Consider the following 22,809-nt stretch of genomic DNA (forward strand, 5'->3'; position numbering starts at 1 on the left):
TTTTTATTTGGGAAAACAATGCAAAATTCATATAGATTGTTGAAAACACAGGCGTGAATACATACCTCCGTTATCAAAACCGACCATTCTTCTCACATTTAAGGTTCTAAACCATATATTTTAACTCAGTTTTTTAATTTCATTTTTACAATTATGTAATGAGAACTTAATAGACAGAAACATAAATCTGTTAAAAGTACATAAAATCAATGTATCCTTGTCATATAAATAATTCATATTGATGCATTCTTCAAAACTTAATAAAAAGCAAACACCCCTAGCTGGAGATTATTCCAACTAGGGGTGAATACTATCTTAAATCTTTTACTGTTTAGTGCTCAAAAGTTGATTCGATTATTTTTCTGTATTATCTTTATCTTCTTTTTTACGTCTGCCGAACAATGCCATTAAACCACCAATTGCTAACATTAATGTAGCATATTTAGGATCTGCTGGAGTTTCTTGACCTGTGTTTGGTAATACTTTGGCTTTATTTGCTTTAGTTTGTGCTTTTGAACCTTCTGATTTCTTAACTGCTTTATCAGATGTTCTTACAACTGATTTACCTGTTGTTGATTTAACTTCGTCAGTTTCTTTTTCAGTTTTAGGAGATTTAATTACTTCTAAAGCTTTTAATGCATCTTCGATAGCTTTTGTTGTTTCTTTAATATCTTTGATTGATACTTCTTTAGAATTTTCAACAACCGCTTTACCAGTATTTACTGATGCATCTAATTTTTCTACTGATTCAGGTGTGTATTTAGTTTTATCTGTTGATTGTGCTTTATCTAAAGCTTTTTGTAATTCAGCTAATGCATCAGCTTTATCTTGAGTTGCTTTAGCTTCAACTGCTTTGTTCAATGCATCTTTAGCAGCGTCAACTTCTGTTTGTGTCGCATTAGCATCTGCTTGAACAGATTTTGCATTTTCTAATGCATCTTGTACTGCTTTATCTTCTTTATCTTTTGGATCTAATGTTAAACCTTCTGCATTATTGATTGCTTTTTCAAGTTCTGTTTTATCTGCTTTCGCAACTAAACCTGCTTGTGCATCTTTTAATGCTTGTGTTGCTGCTTTGATTTGATCAACAGTTACAGATTCCGGATTGTTCACAATACCTTGTGCGACTGACATTGCGTCTACTAATGGTTCAACACTATTAGGAGTAAACTCATTTTGATTGATTGCTTTGGCTTTTTCAAGTTCTGCTTTCAACGCTTCAAGAGCTGCATTGACTGCGTCTGCTTTGTCTTGAGCAGTTTTAGCGTTAATTGCATCTTCTAAAGCTGATTTCGCTGCGTCTACTTCTGCTTGTGTCGCATTTGGATCTTCTTGAACGGCAATTGCTTTGGCTAACGCATCTTGGACCGCTTTATCTTCTTTATCTGTTGGGTCTAATGTTAAACCTTCCGCATTATTGATTGCTTTTTCAAGTTCTGTTTTATCTGCTTTTGCAACCAATCCAACTTGTGCATCTTTCAACGCTTGTGTAGCTGCTTTGATTTGATCAACAGTTACAGATTCCGGATTATTCACAATACCTTGTGCCACAGCCATTGCATCTACTAATGGTTCAACGCTGTTAGGAGTAAAGTCCGCTTGGTTGATAGCTTTCGCTTTTTCAAGTTCTGCTTTCAACGCTTCAAGTGCCGCATTGACTGCGTCTGCTTTGTCTTGAGCAGTTTTCGCTTCGATTGCTTTGTTCAACGCATCTTTAGCTGCGTCTACTTCTGTTTGTGTCGCATTAGCATCTGCTTGTACTGCTTTTGCTTTGTCTAATGCTTCTTGAACGGCTTTATCTTCTTTATCTTTTGGATCTAACGTTAAACCTTCTGCGTTATTGATTGCTTTTTCAAGTTCTGTTTTATATGCTTTCGCAACTAAGCCTGCTTGGGCATCTTTCAATGTTTGTGTTGCTTCTTTGATTTGATCAACATTTACAGATTCCGGATTATTCACAATACCTTGTGCCACAGCCATTGCATCTACTAATGGTTCAACACTGTTAGGTGTGTAATCGTCTTTATTAATTGCTTTGGCTTTTTCAAGCTCTGCTTTCAACGCTTCAAGTGCTGCATTGACTGCGTCTGCTTTATCTTGAGCTTTCTTAGCTTCAACCGCTTTGTTCAACGCATCTTTCGCTGCGTCTACTTCTGCTTGTGTCGCATTAGGATTTTCTTGAACGGCAATTGCTTTGTCTAACGCATCTTGGACCGCTTTATCTTCTTTATCTGTTGGGTCTAATGTTAAACCTTCCGCATTATTGATTGCTTTTTCAAGTTCCGCTTTATCTGCTTTCGCAACTAAGCCTGCTTGGGCATCTTTCAATGCTTGTGTAGCTTTTTTGATTTCTTCAACAGTCTTATCTTTCGGAGCATCAACAATTGCTTGACCCACTGTTACAGCATCAGTTAATGGTTTCACACTATTTGGTGTGTATGCATCTTTATCTACTGATTTCGCTTTTTCCAGCTCTGCTTTTAATGCATCAAGTGCTGCTTGTTTTTCAGCTGCTTCTTTTGCATCTTGAGCTTTCTTAGCTTCAACCACTTTATTCAACGCATCTTTCGCTGCATCCACTGCTTCTTGTGTCGCATTTGGATCTTCTAAAACAGCTTTTGCTTTATCCAATGCGTCTTGAACTGCTTTGTCTTCTTTATCTTTTGGATCTAATGTTAAACCTTCAGCTTCAGTAATAGCTTTGTTCAATTCATCTTTATTCGCTTTCGCTTCAAGATTATTTTTAGCATCGTTAATTGCTTTAGCCGCTTCTTTTAACTCTTCTGGAGTTTTAGTCACATCTGCTTTTGCAGTTTCACCCGCTTTAATTGCATCTTCTAAAGGTTTCACTGTGTTAGGTTTGAAGTCATCTTTATTAACAGCTTTTGCATCTTCGATTGCTTTATTCAATTCATCTAAAGCATCTTGATGTTCTTTAGCCGCAATTGCATCATTAATTGCTTTCGTAGCATCTGCCACTTCTTGCGGTGTTGCGTTGCCGTCAGCTTTTACTTTTTCACCTGCTGCAACTGCATCTAAGATTGCTTTATCTTCTTTATCATTCGCTTCAAGATTATCAATTGCGTTAGCTTTATCGATAGCATTTTGTAACTCTGATTTATCTGCTTTTTGAACTAAACCAGCTTGCGCATCTTTTAATGCTTGTGTTGCTGCTTCTATTTCTTCTACTGTTTTGCCAGTTGGTGCATCGACAATTGCTTGACCCGCTGCTTCTGCATCAGTTAACGGTTTTACACTGTTTGGTGTGTAATCGTCTTTATTGATTGCTTTCGCTTTTTCAAGCTCTGCTTTCAATGCGTCAAGTGCTGCATTAACTTTGTCTGCTTTGTCTTGAACAGTTTTCGCTTCAATTGCTTTGTTCAACGCATCTTTCGCTGCATTAACTTCATCTTGAGTTGCATTTGGATTTGCTTGAACAGCTTTTGCTTTGTCTAATGCATCTTGTACGGCTTTATCTTCTTTGTCAGTCGGATCTAATGTTAAACCTTCCGCATTATTGATTGCTTTATCAAGTTCCGCTTTATCTGCTTTCGCTACTAATCCAGCTTGGGCATCTTTCAATGCTTGTGTAGCTGCTTCTATTTCTTCAGTTGTTTTACCATCTGGAGCATCAACAATTGCTTGGCCTGTTGTTTCTGCATCAGTTAACGGTTTTACACTGTTTGGTGTGTAATCGTCTTTATTGATTGCTTTCGCTTTTTCAAGTTCTGCTTTTAATGCGTCTAATGCTGCTTGTTTAGCATCTGCTGCCTCTTTAGCTTCTTTTGCATCCTGGGCATTTTTAGCATTAATTGCATCTTCTAAAGCTGCTTTTGCTGCATCTACTGCGTCTTGAGAAGCATTAGGGTCTGCTTGAACTTCTTGTGCTTTAGCTAACGCGTCTTGAACTGCTTTATCTTCTTTGTCAGTCGGATCTAATGTTAAACCTTCTGCATTATTGATTACTTTATTCAACTCATCTTTATTAGCTTTTGCTTCTAAAGCTTTTTGCGCATCAGTGATAGCTTTAGCCGCTTCTTTCAACTCTTCTGGAGTCTTAGTCGCGTCTGCTTTCGCTGCTTCACCCGCTGCAACTGCATCTTCTAATGGTTTCACTGTATTTGGTTTGAAGTCATCTTTATTGATTGCTTTTGCTGCATCGATTGCTTTTTGTAATTCATCTAAAGCATCTTGATGTTCTTTTGCTGCAATCGCATCATTAATTGCTTTTGTAGCATCTGCCACTTGTTGTGGTGTTGCGTTGCCGTCAGCTTTCACTTTTTCACCAACTGCTACTGCATCTTGAAGTGCTTTATCTTCTTTATCAGCAGCATCAAGGTTACCTAAAGCATTTGCCGCATCGATTGCTTTTTGTAATTCAGCTTTATCAGCTTTTTGAACTAGACCAGCTTGAGCATCTTTCAACGCCTGTGTTACAGCTTTGATTTCTTCTGTAGTTTTTGCATCTGGAATAGCTACAATTGCATTACCTTCGATTTCTTTATCTGTTAAAGGTTTCACACTATCAGGTGTGTATTGATTAAGGTCGATTTTTGCGACTTTCGCAAGTTCTGCTTTCAACTCATCAAGCGCTGCTTGTTTTGCGTCTGCTTTATCTTGAGCAGTTTTATCTTCAATTGCTTTGTTTAATGCATCTTTCGCCGCATTAACTTCATCTTGAGTCGCATTTGGATTTGCTTGAACTTCTTTTGCTTTTTCTAAAGCATCTTGTACAGCTTTATCTTCTTTATCAGCTGGATCTAAAGTCAATCCATCAGCAGTTGTGATAGCTTTATCAAGTTCTGTTTTATCTGCTTTTGCAACTAAACCTGCTTGAGCATCTTTTAATGCTTGTGTAGCAGCTTCAATTTCTGCTGTTGTTTTATTGTCAGGTGCATCAACAATTGCTTGTCCTGTTGTTTCTGCATCAGTTAATGGTTTCACACTATTAGGCGTGTACTCATCTTTGTTGATTGCTTTTGCTTTTTCAAGCTCTGCTTTCAACGCATCTAATGCTGCTTGTTTGGCATCTGCTGCTGCTTTCGCTTCTTTTGCATCTTGAGCATTTTTAGCATTAATTGCATCTTCTAAAGCTGCTTTCGCTGCATCTACATCTGCTTGTGAAGCGTTAGGATCTGCTTGAACTTCTTTTGCTTTAGCTAATGCGTCTTGAACAGCTTTATCTTCTTTGTCAGTTGGGTCTAAAGTTAAACCTTCTGCAGTAGTGATTACTTTGTTCAATTCATCTTTATTAGCTTTTGCTTCTAAAGCTTTTTGCGCATCAGTAATTGCTTTTGCTGCGTCTTTCAACTCTTGTGGAGTCTTAGTCGCATCTGCTTTTGCAGTTTCACCTGCTTTAACCGCATCCTCAAAAGGTTTCACTGTATTTGGTTTGAAGTCATCTTTATTAACAGCTTTTGCATCTTCAATTGCTTTATTTAATTCATCTAAAGCATCTTGACGTTCTTTCGCTGCGATGGCATCGTTAATAGCTTTTGTAGCATCTGCCACTTCTTGTGGTGTTGCGTTGCCGTCAGCTTTAACTTTTTCACCCGCCGCTACAGCATCTTGAACGGCTTTATCTTCAGCATCAGCAGGATTCAATTCACCTAAAGTGTTCGCTTTATCAATCGCTGCTTGTAAAGCGGCTTTGTCTGACTTAGCTTGTAATGCATTTTCTGCATCAATTAATGCTTGAGTTGCTTCTTTGATTTCTTCAGTTGTTTTCGCATCTGGATTTGCAACAATCGCTTTACCAGCTTCCTCTTTTTCAGTTAATGGTGCAACTGTGTTTGGAGTGAAGTTGTCTTTGTTAATTTTAGCGACTTTTTCTAACTCTGCTTTTAATGCATCTAAAGCGTCTTGTTTAGCTTTCGCTGCTGCTTGAGCTTCTTTTGCATCTTGTGCATTCTTAGCGTTCACTGCATTTTCTAAAGCTTCTTTTGCCGCATCAACATCTGCTTGAGAAGCATTAGGATCTGCTTGAACTTCTTTCGCTTTATTTAAAGCATCTTGGACTGCTTTATCTTCTGCGTCTGTTGGATCTAAAGTTAGACCGTCAGCATTTGTAATAGCTTTGTTTAACTCATCTTTATTAGCTTTTGCTTCTAAAGCTTTTTGAGCATCAGTGATTGCTTTGGCTGCGTCTTTCAACTCTTGTGGAGTCTTAGTCGCATCCGCTTTTGCAGCTTCGCCCGCTTTAACTGCATCTTCTAAAGGTTTAACTGTATTTGGTTTGTAGTCATCTTTATTGACTGCGTTTGCTGCGTCGATTGCTTTATTTAATTCATCTAAAGCATCTTGATGTTCTTTCGCTGCGATAGCATCGTTTAATGCTTTTGTTGCTTCTGCTACTTGTTGTGGCGTTGCATTATCATCAGCTTTAACTCTTTCAGCATCTGCTAATTTATCTTGAACCGCTTTGTCTTCTGGATCATTCGCGTCAAGGTTACCTAAAGTATTAGCTTTATCGATTGCTTTTTGTAACTCAGCTTTATCAGCTTTTTGAACTAAGTCTTTTTGAGCATCTTTCAATGCTTGGGTTGCTGCTTCAATTTCTGCTGTTGTTTTATTATCCGGTGCATCAACAATCGCTTGTCCTGCTGTTTGTGCATCAGTTAATGGTTTCACACTGTCTGGTGTGTACTCATCTTTGTTGATTGCTTTCGCTTTTTCAAGCTCTGCTTTCAACGCATCTAATGCTGCTTGTTTTGCGTCAGCTGCTGCTTTCGCTTCTTTCTCATCTTGTGCTTTTTTAGCATTAATTGCTTCATCTAACGCTGCTTTCGCATTATCAACTTCAGTTTGTGTCGCATTAGGATTTTGTTCTACTGCTTTAGCTGCTGCTAAGGCATCTTGAACGGCTTTATCTTCTTTATCAGTTGGATCTAATTGACCTAAACCTTCTGCAGTTGCAATTGATTTTTCTAGTTCAGTTTTGTCCGCTTTTGCGACTAAACCTGCTTGTGCATCTTTCAAGTCTTGTGTTGCTTTATTTATTTCTTCAACAGTTTTACCTGTTGGAGCATCAACAATTGCTTGTCCTGCTGTTTCAGCATCAGTTAATGGTTTCACACTATCTGGAGTGAATTTATCAGTTTGAACAGCTTTCGCTTTTTCAAGCTCTGCTTTTAATGCATCAAATGCTGCTTTGACTGCATCTGCTTGATCTTGAGCAGTTTTTGCTTCGATTGCTTTATTTAATGCATCTTTCGCTGCATTAACTTCTTCTTGAGTTGCGTTAGGATTTGCTTGAACTTCTTTTGCTTTATTTAATGCATCTTGAACGGCTTTATCTTCTTTATCATTTGGATCTAAAGTTAAGCCTTCTGCTGCAGTGATTGCTTTATCAAGTTCTGCTTTATCCGCTTTTGCAACTAAACCTGCTTGTGCATCTTTCAATGCTTGTGTTGCTTTTTCAATTTCTTCAGTTGTTTTATTTTCAGGTGCGTCAACAATCGCTTGTCCTGCTGTTTGTGAATCAGTCAATGGTTTCACACTGTCTGGTGTGTAGTTGTTTTTATCAACTTGTGCTGCTTTAGCCAACTCTTGTTTCAATGCATCTAACGCTGCTTGTTTTGCGTCAGCTGCTTCTTTAGCTTCTTTTGCATCTTGTGCTTTTTTAGCGTTAATTGCATCTTCTAATGCTGCTTTTGCTGCATCGACTGCTGCTTGCGTAGCATTTTGATCTGCTTGAACTTCTTTAGCTTTTGCTAATGCATCTTGGACCGCTTTATCTTCTTTATCGTTTGGATCTAAAGTTAAGCCTTCTGCAGTAGTAATTGCTTTGTTCAATTCATCTTTGTTAGCTTTCGCTTCAAGATTGTTTTTAGCATCAGTGATTGCTTTAGCTGCTGCTTTCAACTCTTCAGGAGTCTTAGTCGCATCTGCTTTGGCTGCTTCGCCTGCAGTAATAGCTGCTTCAAATGGAGCTACAGTATTTGGTTTGTAGTCATCTTTCTTAACAGTTTTCGCATCGTCTAATGCTTTTTGTAATGCATCTAATGCATCTTGACGTTCTTTTGCTGCGATAGCATCAGTGATTGCTTTTGTTGCTTCTTGAACTTGTTGTGGTGTTGCATTTCCGTCCGCTTTGACAGCTTCACCTGCAGTAACTGCGTCTTGAAGAGCTTTATCTTCTTTATCAGTAGGATCAAGTTGACCTAAAGCATTTGCTTTATCGATGGCTGCTTGTAATGCCGCTTTATCAGATTTAGCTTGTAACGCTGCTTCTGCATCTTTTAATGCTTGTGTAGCATCTTCAATTTCTTTAGTTGTTTTATTTTCAGGTGCTGCAACGATAGCTTTACCTGCATCCTCTTTTTCAGTTAAAGGTGCAACTGTATGAGGCGTAAAGTTATCTTTATCATTTTTAGCAACTTTAGCAAGTTCTTCTTTCAATGCGTCTAATGCTGCTTGTTTTGCGTCAGCTGCTGCTTTAGCTTCTTTCGCATCTTGTGCTTTCTTAGCATTAATTGCGTCATCTAATGCTTTTTGAGCTGCATCTACAGCATCTTGTGAAGCATTAGGATCAGCTTGAACTTCTTTCGCTTTGTTTAAAGCATCTTGGACTGCTTTGTCTTCTTTATCTGCAGGGTCTAATTGACCTAAACCTTCAGCTGTTGCGATTGATTTTTCAAGTTCTGCTTTATTTGCTTTAGCTTCTAAAGCTTTTTGAGCATCTTTGATTGCTTTGGCTGCTTCTTTCAACTCTTGTGGAGTCTTAGAAGTATCAGCTTTCGCTGCTTCACCAGCTTGAACTGCTGCTTCGAACGGTGTTACAGTATTTGGTTTGTAGTCATCTTTTTTAACAGCTTTTGCATCGTCTAATGCTTTTTGTAACTCATCTAATGCATCTTGACGTTCTTTAGCCGCAATTGCATTGTTTAATGCTTCTGTTGCTTGTTGAACTTCTTGAGGTGTCGCATTTTGATTATCATTAACTGTATTAGCTGTTGCTAAAGCATCTTGGACTGCTTTGTCTTCTTTATCTGCAGGGTCAAGTTGTCCTAAACCAGTTGCTTTATCGATTGCTTTTTGTAACTCAGCTTTATCAGCTTTTTGAACTAAATCTTTTTGAGCATCTTTTAATGCTTGAGTAGCCGCTTCAATTTCTTTAGTTGTTTTGCCATCTGGTGCATCGACAATCGCCTGTCCAGAAGTTTCTGCATCAGTTAACGGTTTTACGCTGTCTGGTGTGAAATTATCTTTTTGAACAGCTTTCGCTTTTTCAAGCTCTGCTTTCAATGCTTCTAAAGCTGCTTGTTTTGCATCCGCTGCTTCTTTAGCTTCTTTTGCATCTTGTGCTTTTTTAGCATTAATTGCGTCATCTAATGCTTTTTTAGCTGCATCGACTGCTGCTTGATCAGCATTTTGATCTACTTCAACTGCTTTCGCTGCTGTTAAAGCATCTTGAACAGCTTTATCTTCTGGGTCATTTGCATCCAATTGACCTAAACCTTCCGCTGTCGCGATTGATTTTTCAAGTTCAGCTTTATTTGCTTTAGCTTGTAATGCGTCTTGCGCGTCTTTGATTGCTTTGGCTGCGTCTTTCAACTCTTGTGGAGTCTTAGAAGTATCAGCTTTCGCTGCTTCACCAGCTTGAACTGCTGCTTCGAAAGGTGTTACAGTGCTTGGTTTATAATCATCTTTCTTAACTGTGTTAGCTGCATCTAATGCTTTTTGTAATTCATCTAATGCATCTTGACGTTCTTTTGCTGCGATGGCATCGTTAATTGCTTTTGTTGCCTCTGCCACTTGTTGTGGTGTTGCATTACCATCAGCTTTAACCGCTTCACCAGCAGTTACTGCATCTTGAAGTGCTTTATCTTCTTTATCTGCAGGATCAAGTTGACCTAAAGTTTTTGCTTTATCGATTGCTTTTTGTAATTCTGCTTTATCAGCTTTTTGAACTAAGTTATTTTGCGCATCTTTCAATGCTTGCGTGGCTGCTTTAATATCTTCAGTTGTTTTGTTGTCTGGATTAGCCACAATTGCTTTACCATCATTTTCTTTTTCATTTAATGGCGTAACTGAATTTGGCGTGAAACTATCTTTATCAAGTTTTGCAACTTTCGCTAGCTCTTCTTTCAATTCATCAAGCGCTGCTTGTTTTGCATCCGCTGCTTCTTTAGCTTCTTTCGCATCTTGAGCTTTTTTAGCATTAATTGCATCATCTAACGCTTTTTTAGCTGCATCGACTGCTGCTTGATCCGCATTTTGATCTGCTTGAACTTCTTTAGCTTTATTTAATGCATCTTGAACTGCTTTGTCTTCCGGATCATTTGTGTTTAATTGACCTAAACCTTCAGCTGTCGCGATTGATTTTTCAAGTTCAGCTTTATTTGCTTTCGCTTGTAATGCATTTTGCGCGTCTTTGATTGCTTGTGCTGCTTCTTTCAACTGTTCTGGAGTTTTAGAAGTATCAGCTTTGGCTGCTTCACCAGCTTGAACGGCTGCTTCGAACGGTGCTACAGTGCTTGGTTTGTAGTCATCTTTCTTAACTGCGTTAGCTGCGTCTAATGCTTTTTGTAATTCATCTAATGCATCTTGACGTTCTTTTGCTGCTAAAGCATCAGTTAATGTTTTAGTTGCTTGAGCGACTTGATCAGGTGTTGCATTGGCATTATCATTTACAGTTTTAGCTGCTACTAAAGCATCTTGAACTGCTTTGTCTTCTTTATCTGCTGGATTTAAATCTTTTAATGCTTCTGCTTTGGCAATGGCTGCTTGTAATGCTGCTTTATCTGCTACAGGTTGTAATTGATTTTGTGCATCAGTAATTGCTTTAGCTGCCGCTTTTAATTCTGCAGGTGTTGCATTTGTATCTGCTGCTTTCGCTTTACCATCATTTAAGGCTGTTGTGAATGGTGCAACTGAATCTGGAGTAAAGCTATCTTTGTTAACAGCTTCTGCTGCTTTAATTGCTTTATTCAATTCATCTAATGCGTCTTGACGTTCTTTCGCTGCTACAGCATCGTTTAATGCTTTTGTAGCTGCTTGAACCGCTTGAGGTGTAGCATTAGCATCTTCTTTAACAGTTTTAGCTGCTGCTAAGGCGTCTTGAACTGCTTTATCTTCTTTATCCGCTGCATCTAAGTTTGGTAAGGCTTCTGCTTTTTCAATCGCAGTTTGTAATGCAGTTTTATCCGCTCTATCTACTAAACCGGCTTCTGCTTCTTTAAGCGCTTGCGTTGCCGCTTTAATTTCTTCAGTTGTTTTAGCTTCTGGTGCTGCAACAATGGCTTTACCATCTGCTTCTTTTGTATTTAAAGGCGCTACACTGTTTGGTGTGTATTGATCTTTATTAAGACCAGCCACTTTTGCAAGTTCTGCTTTTAAAGCATCTAATGCATCTGAATGTTCCTTAGCTGCTATGGCATCATTTAATGTTTTTGTAGCTGCTTGAACTTCAGCTTGTGACGCATTTGGATTATCATTCACTTTTTTAGCTGCTGCTAAAGCATCTTGGACTGCTTTATCTTCTGCATCTGCGGGATTTAAACCTGTTAATGCTTCTGCTTTATCAATTGCTGCTTGTAATGCTGCTTTATCAGATTTAGCTTGTAATCCTTTTTCAGCATCTTTCAACGCTTGTGTTGCTGTTTTAATTTCATCAACTGTTTTATTTTCAGGGTTAGCAACAATCGCATTGCCTGCTGTTTCTTTTTCAGTTAATGGTGCAACGCTATCAGGTGTAAAGTTGTTTTTATCAATTTTAGCGACTTTTGCAAGTTCTGCTTTTAACTCATCAAGTGCTGCTTGTTTTAATGCATCTGCTGCATCTTGTGTTTGTTTTGCTTTAATTGCATTGTCTAATTCGACTTTCGCTGCATCTACAGCTGCTTGGTCAGCGTTTTGGTTCGCATCAACTTGTTTTGCTTTGTCTAAAGCTGCTTTAACTGCGTCATCTTCAGGATCTCCTGCTTTTAATGGTTGTAATGCTTCAGCCGTTGCGATTGATTTTTCAAGCTCTGCTTTATTTGCTTTTTGTTTTAACGCATCTTTCGCAGTTTTAATTGCTTGCGCCGCTGCTTTAAGTTGTTCTGGTGTTGCATTTGAATCTGCTGCTTTTGCTTTACCATCTGTAACTGCTTTTTCAAATGGTGTCACAGTTTCAGGTGTGTAATTAGCTTTTGTAACAGCTTCTGCATCTCTAATTGCTGCATTTAATTCATCCAAGGCATCTTGGTAAAGTTTTTTGTCGATTGCTTTATTTAAAGTATCTGTTGCTTCTGCCACTTGTTGTGGAGTTGCATTACCATCTGCTTTGACTTGGTTTGCTTTTGCTAAAGCATCTTGAACTGCTTTGTCTTCAGTATCAGCTGCATTAAGTTGACCTAAAGTACCCGCTTTTGCAATAGCTTTTTCTAATTCTGTTTTATCTGCTTGTTTCACAAGTGCTTTTTGTGCATCTGTTAATGCTTTTGTTGCTGCTTTGATTTCTTCTGTTGTTTTAGATTTTTCAGCTGCAACTACTGCATCTCCAGCTGTCACTTGTGCATTTAAAGCATTCACACTATCAGGCGTGAATGGTGCTTTATCTAACGCTTTGACTTCAGCTAATTTTGCTTTTAAAGCATCTAATGCATCTGCATGTTCTTTAGCTGCAATTGCATCATTAATAGCTTTTGTCGCATCAGCTACCTGTTGTGTTGTTGCGTTCGCATTGTCTTTAACACCTTCACCTGCTGTTAGGGCATCTTTGACTGCTTTATCTTCAGCATCTGCTTCATTTAACGCACCTAATGCTTTGGCTTTATTAATTGCCGCTTCTAATGCTGATTTATCTGCATTATGTTGTAATTGTGCTTTTGCATCAGTGATTGCTTTTGCTGCTGCATCTAATTGTTCAGGTGTAGCTGTTTTATCTGCTGCTTTCGCTTCACCTGCTTTAATTGCTGCATCAAATGGTGTCACTGAAGCTGGTGTGTAATCTGCTTGGTTTACACCTTTCGCATCCTTAATTGCCGCATTCAAACGATCTAAAGCATCTTGATAAAGTTTTTGATCAATCGCTTTATTTAAATCAGCTGTCGCTTGATCAACTTGTTCTTTTGTGGCATTGCCATCTGCTTTAACTGTGTTTGCTGCTGCTAATTTATCTTGAACAGCTTTATCTTCAGTATCTGCTGGATTTAATGTACCTAAAGTACCTGCTTTATCGATTGCTTTTTGTAATTCTGTTTTATCTGCTTGGCGTACTAAACCAGAAATACTATCATTGATGTCTTTTGTCGCTTGTTCGATTTGTTCAATAGTATATTGTTTACGTACTGTTGGATCATCAGACATAGACGCTGTTACTAATGGATTTACTTTTTGAATCGTATCTTTAACGGCTTGTAAGCTGTTTGGTGTATAACCATCTGTTTTTGCGACTTGTACACCTCTCATCACAGCTTGTTGTAGTTTTTCATATGCATCCGCTCTTAATTTTTCTTGGATAGCGTTATTTAAACTATTTTTACTGTCGTCTACTGCTTTTTGAGTCGCATTTTGATCTGTATCTGTATTTTTCGCATTAGCTAAAGCTGTAATTAATTGTTGATCCATTGGTTTAGTTGGATCTAAGTTTGTATATTTACTTGCTTCTGCAATAGCTTTTTCTAAGTCTGTTTTATCTGCTTTACGCACTAATTGATCTTTTGCTTGTTTAACCTCTTGAGTTTTCGCATTAAATTGATCTGTTGAACCATTTTCAGGATGAGCAATTAATGCTTCTGCCTCAGTTAACTTCGCATCTAATGCTGCAACACTATTTGGTGTGTAGTCATTTTTATTTACAGTTTTCGCATCTGCGACTGCTGCTTTTAATGCTTCAAGCGCTTTATTAGGCGTTACTACAATATTAAATGTTGAAGTACCAACATTTGTTGAACCATCAGTTGCGCTAACTGTTACTGTAGATGTACCAACAGTTGTCGGTGTACCTGTAATTTGTTTTGTTGTTGGGTCAAATGATAATCCAGTTGGTAAACCTGTTACTGCTAATGTCGGTGCAACTTTAGAGTTATCTTCAGCATTTACAGTAATTGGTGTCATCGGTGTATATGCTTCAGTTGTTTGATCTACAACCAAAGTAACATCTGGCGCTTTTGTATCTACTACTGTATACGTAAATGTTTTAGTAGTGCTTAAACCAGCATGGTCAGTTGCAGTTACAGTTATTGTTGACGTACCCACTGCAGTCGGTGTACCAGAGATTGTATTTGTAGCTTCATCAAATGTTACACCTGCAGGTAAACCTGTCACTGTTTTCGTTTTAAGATGCTTACTATTATCAGTAATATCTAAAACTAACGGTGTCATTGCTGTATTAACATCAACTGTTGGCGCTTCTATATCACCAATTTTCGGTGCTTCAATATCTTTAACATAGTAAACAAGAAATTGACTCGCATTAGTTAATTTAATTGTCTTTTTAGCTGCATCATAAGTCGGCGCATATGATGTATCTTCACTTACAAACTTATAACCTTTTTCTGCTAAATATGCATTGTGGTCTTGTACAGTAATAATCTTATCAACATCACCTGATGTACGGAGTGGTCTATCGATTAATTCTTGTAAATCTGTATCTACAAAATCTTCTTCTAATAAGGCAGCTGCAGTATATGTGAATTTTTCAAGTTTTACTTGTTGTAGGTTATATGCCCCACCTGTTGTAGCTGCAATAGATAATGCATACTCATTTTTATGCGTATATTTAAAGTAATTGTTCATATTTTGTTTCCAAGTTTGACCTGCATACGTGATGGTCATATCTTTCGTATCACCACTATAGTCAATAGTAAATCGTTGGAATTGGTTGTTTTCTGGTTGAACATCTAATAATGCGGCCTTCCATCCAGTTAAACCTGGTTGTGTTGATACAACACCTGTTGAATCCGCAAATACAAACGCACCAAAGGCACCTACTTTATTAAATTGCGCTGGGTCAGGTTTAGCTTTACCTTTTGGATCATACTGAGTATTCACATAAGTATCTAATTTGAAACCAAAAGCATATTTAAGTCCGCCGACACCTAATGCTGAACCGTATAATCCTAACTCATGGGTGTTACCAGGGTTGAAGATAAAGGCAATCCCATCACCACCTGGAGCACCTACTTTAGGATGTCCTTCATATTTATCACCAAGATTAATCCATCCAGAAAAATGGAAATCTTTATTAACATTCATTTTTGTATCTAGAGAGATTGAACCTTTTTGACTTGGCCAGTTTTGCGTAAGTGTTGCAGTACCTGAAGATGGATCATAGTATGCGTCATCCACTAAAAAGAAGTATTGATTAAAGTTCTCAGGCGTTACAACGACTTCATTTTTTAAAGATGTATCAACTGAAAATGTTCGTACTGCTGTCGTTGGTTCTTCTACTGCTGATCTTAATTTTGTCGCTTGTGGGCTGTATAAGTCTTTTTGTGCTGAACCTTGCTCAAGTAAAAGTTTTAACACTTCTGCTTTAATTTGGTCCTCTGTTAAATCTGTAGTATCGATAACAGCTAATGCTGCATCTACTTTTGAACTGTCATAATCTGAGGCAAGTTCAGTTTTCACTTTATCTACCTTTTGTTCGGTAGATAGTGGTGTTGATTCTATTGTTGGTGTTGCTTGGTCTGTTGAAGTCACTGTTTTAGCTTCTGAAGTATTGTTTGTTTCAGAAGTTGTTGCTGATGTTGTATCAGCTTTAGTTTCTTCTTTAACTGACTCAGTTGTTGATTTAGGAACTTCAGTAGTAGCTGCTGATTGTTCTTTTGTAGAATCAACTGTTTTCGTTTGTTCGGCTTCAGCTTGTTTCACTGCTTCAGCTTCTGCTTTTTGTGCTTTGTCAACAACTGCTTGAACGTCAGCTTCAGTTTGAGCTTGTTTGACTTCAGCAGTATATTGTTTAACTGTTTCTTCAGTTAAATGTGTAAATGTAGAAAGTTTAGACAATGCGTCTGTCTTAACTGTCTCCAATACATTTGATGTAGTTTGAGTGTTTCCAGCTTGTTGAGTAGTGTCTGTTGTTTTATCTTGTGGCACTGTGTTCTCTACCGGTTCTTGTTGGGATGTACTTGTATCTTTAGATGCCTCTACAACTGTGTTATCGTTTGTGCTCTCCGCTGCTTTGGCTTCGCCATTGTGACCTAAGAATAAAAGTGATCCAATAAGAATAGATGCTGTACCTACAGTAAATCTTCTAATTGAATAGCGATTTCTTAAGTTAGGCAAAAAATCCAACTTCTTCATTTGATGTCCTCCGATATATTAAATTTTGAACTACTTTATAATTATAAAACAGAGTGACGCAATTGTATATAAAATAGGTTTCATGAAGTTTTAATGGTATTTTATAGTATTCAGTTATGTATTTTAAAAATAATGGTGCATAATACATATAAACTACGGTTGCATCTACTATTACCGGCATATTTTAATGTGCACAATAAGACTTTCAACATTATAGTTTATAAGCATCAACATAATTTCTACATGTAAAATTTACAAAAACGTAACATAAACGTAATAAAACAAAGCGAGATTATAGTATACTTTAAGGGTTAAACCTTATAGCACTCTATAATCTCGCTTATTTTTAATAAATATAATGTTTTTTAGTTTAAGCTTACTGTCTATTTATAACCCGCATGTACCTTCTAATGACAATGCCGCTTCAGCTTGTTTCTGACATTCTTCTATAGGAAGTTTTTCTTCAAATGAATACATAAAGATATCCTGGAACTTTTGTGCTAATGCCTGTGTATCGTCAATTTGATGAACTGCATCCATCATTTCATACACTTCAGCATCCCCCATCGTTTGATCCTGAAAGTTCATCGGATTCCAATCTGCGAGTTGTTGATATAACGCAATATTGACCTCGTTCTTTTCCACTGAGAATTAACCTCCTTTATCTTTTCTTAAAATAAGCCCGATTTGCGTCACCACAAATCGAGCTGCATCATCTATTTGAAATGCTTGTCTACTTATTTTTCTTCAACATCAATTGATTCAATAACTACATCATGAACTGGTTTGTCTTGAGGACCTACTTTAGTATTTGCGATATCTTCTAAAGTATTTTCACCTTCAACAAGTTGACCAAATACTGTGTGTTTTTGGTCTAACCAAGGTGTTCCGCCTTTTTCACCGTATGCTTCTACGATTGGTTTTGGCCAACCGCCATCAGCTAATTGATTCAACATGTTTTCAGGTACTTCTTTCATTTGTACGATGAAGAATTGTGAACCGTTTGTGTTAGGACCAGCGTTCGCCATTGATAATGCGCCATATAAATTGAATGCTTCCATAGAGAATTCATCTTCAAACGCTCCACCGTAAATACTTTCACCGCCCATACCAGTTGCTGTTGGGTCGCCGCCTTGTACCATAAAATCGTTGATAACACGGTGGAAAGTAATGCCGTTATAATAACCATTTTTAGCATGTGTCACAAAGTTTTCAACAGTTTTTGGTGCTAAATCAGGAAATAGTTTAAAAGTCATGTCACCTTTATTTGTGTGCATTACGACTTTAATTTCATTATCTTGGATTTCTTTATTTAATTGAGGATAGTTTGCCATAATTAATACTCCATTCATGTTAAGATTGATGTATCTCAATATTAACATATACCACAGAAAGGAAGTATTAAAATGTTATATCGTTTTTCACATAAAACAGGAAGCTATGGTGTTTCAATTGTAGAAGAGAAAGACAACGGTGAAGTCTTAGTTCAAGTTGAACAAGTCATCAAACATCCTAAACAAGGTGATTTACATGATCCAACAGCAACAGAGGGCGTCTTCTTCCATGAACGTCGCGCACTCAGTCATTATGAAAAAAGATTCACACCTAAATCAAAATTACGCGAATTCAATGTTGAACCTTTAGATTATGTAGATTCTTTACAACAAGCGATTACAAATTATGAAGAACAATTAAAACAAGAAAATACTGAACATGCGAAAATGTCTTTACACAATTTAAATACGCTAAAGAATGATTATGGCATTCAGTACAAACAAAATTTTAAATAATTTATTATGGGTTTCTTCTTATTTAAAAGACCCCCGAAATGTAAGCGTGTTACCGGAAAACAAGGTTTTTACACACTTCACATTGATGTATAATGAGGTTATCTTATATTCAAAGGAGGACAAATAATGAGTTGGTTACATGCAGCGGTATTGTTGCCGTTCATTTTTGCACTCATTATCCCTATTGTTTATCGTTTCATTAAGCGTATACATATAGGATGGTTCACATTACCTGTCCCCGTCGTTTTATTTATTTATTTCTTAACTTATATTTCGACAACGATGTCAGGTAAAACACGTTTTGCGGAATTACCATGGATGCCGCAAATTGGTATGAACTACAATTTATATGTTGATGGATTAAGCTTATTGTTCAGTTTATTGATTACAGGTATCGGTGCTTTAGTTACCTTCTATTCAATTAGCTATTTAAGCAAAAAGGAACAATTGGGTAATTTCTATTGTTATTTATTACTCTTTATGGGTGCAATGCTAGGCGTCGTGTTATCAGATAACGTCTTTATGCTGTATTTATTCTGGGAAATGACATCATTTTCTAGTTTCTTATTAATTTCATTTTGGCGCACTAGAGAGGCTTCACTCTACGGTGCTCAAAAGTCATTATTAATTACAGTATTTGGCGGCTTATCTTTACTCGGCGGCTTTATCTTAATGACACTTTCAGGACATTCAACAAGTATTCGCCATCTTATTGCACATGCCTCTGAGATTCAATCAAGCCCGTTCTTTATCTTGGCTATGATTTTAATACTCTTTGGTGCAATGACAAAATCAGCGCAATTTCCATTTTATATCTGGTTACCAGATGCAATGGAAGCACCTACGCCAGTCAGTGCTTATCTGCACTCTGCAACAATGGTCAAAGCGGGCATTTACTTAGTTGCACGACTTACACCAATCTTTGCATTATCACAAGGTTGGATTTGGACAGTCACTGCAATTGGATTAGTCACATTATTCTGGGCATCTTTAAATGCGACAAAACAGTCAGATTTGAAAGGTATCTTAGCTTTCTCAACTGTTTCACAACTCGGTATGGTCATGTCAATGCTTGGTATCGGAGCTGTCAGCTTCCACTTCCAAGGTTCACAAAGCCAATTTTATGCAGCCGCGTTTATCGCAGCAGTCTTTCATTTAATTAACCATGCCACATTCAAATGTGCACTCTTCATGGTCGCAGGTATTATCGATCACGAAACCGGAACACGTGACGTACGTAAACTCGGTGGTTTAATGACAATTATGCCGATTTCATTTACAATTACAGTCATTTCAGCGTTAAGTATGGCTGGTGTGCCGCCATTTAACGGTTTCTTATCAAAAGAGAGCTTCCTTGAAGCAATGATTAATGTTACACAAGCACCTCTTTTCAGCTTGAACACGTTAGGTGTCTTGATTCCAATTGTTGCGATTTTAGGTAGTATCTTTACATTTGTATATTCAGTCAGATTTATCGGTCAAATTTTCTGGGGTTCATACAAACCTGAATCTTTACCACATAAACCACACGAACCATCAGTGTTAATGTGGATTGCTCCTGCTTTCTTAGCAGTATTAGTAGTGGTATTCGGTTTATTCCCAACATTATTAGCAAAACCGATTATTGATCCGGCAAGCCAAGCAATACGTAATGCGAAGTTGCCAGATGCAGAATTCCATTTATTCCATGGATTCACACCTGCATTCTTCTCAACTTTAGTTATTTACGCAATCGGTATTCTATTAATCTTCACTTATCATAAGTGGGTTAAAGTTCTAGAGAATATCCCAGAGCGTCTCGAACTAAATCATTTCTATGATCGTTCAGCAGACAACTTACCGGTATTCTCTAAACTAGTGACACATACTTATATGAGCGGATTTATCCGTAATAAACTTGTTGTCATTATGGGCAGTTTAATCGTATTAACTGCTGTTACTGTACTTGCATTGCCATTTGCATTTGATTTCAGTCATGTCAGTCGTGTACGTTCATATGAAGTTATCATTGTTGTGATGATTTTAGCAGCTGCAATTATGTTAGTCTTTGCATGTTCAAGACTGTTCAGTATTATCATGCTGAGTGCTGTGGGTTATTCTATGGCGATATTCTATATCTTCTTTAACGCACCAGACTTAGCATTAACACAATTCGTAGTTGAAACAATTTCAACCGCATTGTTCTTATTATGTTTCTACCATTTACCAAACTTGAACCGTTATAACGAAACGACTTCATTTAAAGTAACAAACGCCGTAATCGCGACTGGTGTCGGTATCGCAGTAACAATCCTTGGTTTAATCGCATATGGTAATAAACATTTCGATTCTATTGCGGCTTACTACAAAGAAAATGTCCATAGTTTAGCACATGGTAACAACATGGTTAACGTTATCCTTGTTGACTTCCGTGGTACCGATACTTTATTCGAATCATCTGTATTAGGTATCGCTGGTCTAGCAGTTTACACGTTAATTAAATTACGTTCTAAACATAAAAATGGTTATGAAAGGGTGGATGAAAATGAACAAACAGAAAAATGATATTATCTTTCAATACTCAACGGTAGTCATTTTCTTCTTAATTGTCATGTTCGCCTTTTCACTATTTCTAAATGGACATTACCAACCCGGTGGCGGATTCATTGGAGGTTTACTTGTTTCAAGTTCATTAGTACTCGTTGCGGTGGCCTTCGATGTGAAAACAATGCGTAAAATTTTCCCGTGGGATTTTAAGAAGCTGATTGCGATTGGTCTTACATTTTGTGTTATGACACCTGTTGCAAGCTGGTTCTATCACAAAAACTTCTTTACACATAAAGTATTCGAAGTACCGCTTCCACTCTTAAAACCTATGGAAATCCATACAGCATTATTCTTTGACCTAGGCGTATTATTAGCCGTTGTCGGTACAGTAATGACAATTATTTTAGCGATTGGAGAGAATGAGTAATGGAAATAATTATGATTATTGTTTGCGGTATCTTAACATCAATCAGTATCTATCTCATTTTGTCTAAGAGCTTGATTCGAATCATTATTGGTACCGCAGTTCAAACACATGCTGCAAACTTGTTTTTAATCACAATGGGCGGCTTAGGTGAAGGCTCTGTTCCAATCTTTAAATACGGAACAAAAAGTTATGTCGACCCTATCCCGCAAGCGTTAATCTTAACTGCGATTGTTATTTCATTCGCGGTTACAGCGTTCTTCTTAGTACTTGCTTTCAGAAGCTATAAGGAACTTGGAACTGACAACGTAGAACAAATGAAGGGAGTGCCAGAAGATGATGATGCTAGATAACTTAATCGCTGCGATGTTGATTACACCTATGATTACTGCAGTGATTCTTGTATTTATCGGCAAGCGTCCTTTCATTAAACGTTATGTCGCTTTAGGCGGATCTTTAATCGCATTAGGTCTTGCCATTTGGAACTTTATCAACGTATGGCACCATGGACCTTTGAAATTAGAATTAGGTTCTTGGAAAGCACCATACAGTATCGTATTTGTACTTGATTTATTCAGTGCAACATTAGTAATTACTAGTTTAATTGTAACTATATTGATTATTTTGTTCTCATATCAATCAATCGGTTTACACCGTGAAACATATTATTACTATTTCGCAGTCATGTTCATGGAAACAGGTATTATCGGTGCATTTATCACAGGTGATATCTTCAACATGTTCGTATTCTTCGAAGTATTCTTGATTTCTTCATACTCCCTACTCGTTATTGGCGGTACGAAGATACAATTACAAGAAACAATCAAATACTTACTTGTGAACGTGGCATCTTCAGCCTTCTTCGTAGTGGCTGTCGGTATCTTGTACGCAGTAGTCGGAACATTGAACATGGCAGATATCAGTCAGAAATTAGGACACTTATCTGATACACAAAGCGGACTTGTCAGCATTGTATTCGTGATGTTCCTCTTTGTATTCGCAACAAAAGCCGGTGCCTTCCCTATGTATGTATGGTTACCTGGGGCTTACTACGCACCTCCGTTTGCGATTATCGCATTCTTTGGTGCCTTGCTTACGAAAGTCGGCGTTTATGCGATTGCGAGAACATTAAGTTTATTCTTTGCACACACACTGACATTCTCGCACTACACAGTACTGATCTTAGCGTTATTAACGATTATCTTCGGTTCTATCGGGGCAATCAGCTTTAATGATACGAAGAAAATCATTTTATATAACATCATGATTGCGGTTGGTATCATCCTAGTTGGTGTAGCAATGATGAATGAAGCTGGTATCATCGGCGCGTTATATTACACAGTCAATGACATGTTGATTAAAGCAGCATTATTCTTCTTAATCGGTGTCATGCTTAAAATCACTGGTACCACAGATATCAGAAAGTTCGGTGGATTGATAAAACATTATCCTGTTTTAGGATGGACATTCTTTATCGCATGTTTAAACCTTGCAGGTATTCCACCTTTCAGCGGTTTCTACGGTAAAATGTATATCGTTCGTGCCGCATTTGAACAAGGATTTTATATCAGCGGTATTGTCGTCTTATTATCTAGTCTCTTAATTTTATATTCTGTGATGAAGATTTTTATCAGAGGATTCTTCGGAGAGTCAAAAGGTTATACATTTAATCCGCATTTACACTACCGCGGCCTATTAAGTGTCGCAATTCTAGCTGTTGCGCTATGTGTGGTCTTTAGTTTCGCAGCGGAATGGTTGTATCCATTCGTTAAAGAAGCAGCTGTCACATTCTATGATCCTAAAGCATATATCGACAGCGTACTGGGGGTGAAATAA

Annotated in this window: 8 protein-coding genes; 5 read left to right on the forward strand and 3 right to left on the reverse strand. The window is 37.5% G+C overall.

The features are described from left to right. Nucleotides 1–354 precede the first annotated feature (354 nt). From KRR19_RS04350 to KRR19_RS04360, 3 genes are all read right to left on the reverse strand, one after another. Complete coding sequence (locus KRR19_RS04350; RefSeq protein ID WP_216733470.1) at nucleotides 355–16,233, reverse strand: lectin-like domain-containing protein; 15,879 nt, start codon at nucleotides 16,231–16,233, stop codon at nucleotides 355–357. Between the two features lie 387 nt (nucleotides 16,234–16,620). Then, on the reverse strand, nucleotides 16,621–16,878 hold the full coding sequence (locus KRR19_RS04355; RefSeq protein ID WP_002481859.1) for a DUF1871 family protein: 258 nt from the start codon (nucleotides 16,876–16,878) through the stop codon (nucleotides 16,621–16,623). Between the two features lie 92 nt (nucleotides 16,879–16,970). After that, nucleotides 16,971–17,567, reverse strand: coding sequence for a peptidylprolyl isomerase (locus KRR19_RS04360; RefSeq protein WP_002481858.1), 597 nt, complete (start codon nucleotides 17,565–17,567; stop codon nucleotides 16,971–16,973). A 72-nt stretch (nucleotides 17,568–17,639) separates the two neighbouring features. Between KRR19_RS04360 and kapB the strand changes: the two genes are divergently transcribed. The 5 genes from kapB (at nucleotide 17,640) to KRR19_RS04385 (ending at nucleotide 22,809) form a co-directional block, all read left to right on the forward strand. After that, a complete protein-coding gene (kapB, locus tag KRR19_RS04365) occupies nucleotides 17,640–18,023 on the forward strand; it encodes a sporulation phosphorelay system protein KapB (protein ID WP_002481857.1) in 384 nt (127 codons plus the stop codon). A 126-nt stretch (nucleotides 18,024–18,149) separates the two neighbouring features. Then, nucleotides 18,150–20,567 (forward strand): Na+/H+ antiporter subunit A, encoded by a 2,418-nt coding sequence (locus tag KRR19_RS04370; protein ID WP_216733472.1) that lies wholly within the window; start codon nucleotides 18,150–18,152, stop codon nucleotides 20,565–20,567. Beyond that, complete coding sequence (locus KRR19_RS04375) at nucleotides 20,548–20,976, forward strand: Na(+)/H(+) antiporter subunit B (RefSeq protein WP_002481855.1); 429 nt, start codon at nucleotides 20,548–20,550, stop codon at nucleotides 20,974–20,976. Before KRR19_RS04370 ends, KRR19_RS04375 begins: the two co-directional genes overlap by 20 nt. Beyond that, nucleotides 20,976–21,326, forward strand: a complete 351-nt coding sequence (gene mnhC1, locus KRR19_RS04380) for a Na+/H+ antiporter Mnh1 subunit C (protein WP_002481854.1) — start codon at nucleotides 20,976–20,978, stop codon at nucleotides 21,324–21,326. Before KRR19_RS04375 ends, mnhC1 begins: the two co-directional genes overlap by 1 nt. Beyond that, nucleotides 21,313–22,809: a Na+/H+ antiporter subunit D gene (locus KRR19_RS04385; RefSeq protein WP_031262781.1), complete on the forward strand. Its 1,497-nt coding sequence runs from the start codon at nucleotides 21,313–21,315 to the stop codon at nucleotides 22,807–22,809. The genes mnhC1 and KRR19_RS04385 overlap by 14 nt, the downstream gene beginning before the upstream one ends.

The sequence above is a fragment of the Staphylococcus sp. CWZ226 genome (genome assembly GCF_018986355.1).
GTDB lineage: Bacteria > Bacillota > Bacilli > Staphylococcales > Staphylococcaceae > Staphylococcus > Staphylococcus simulans.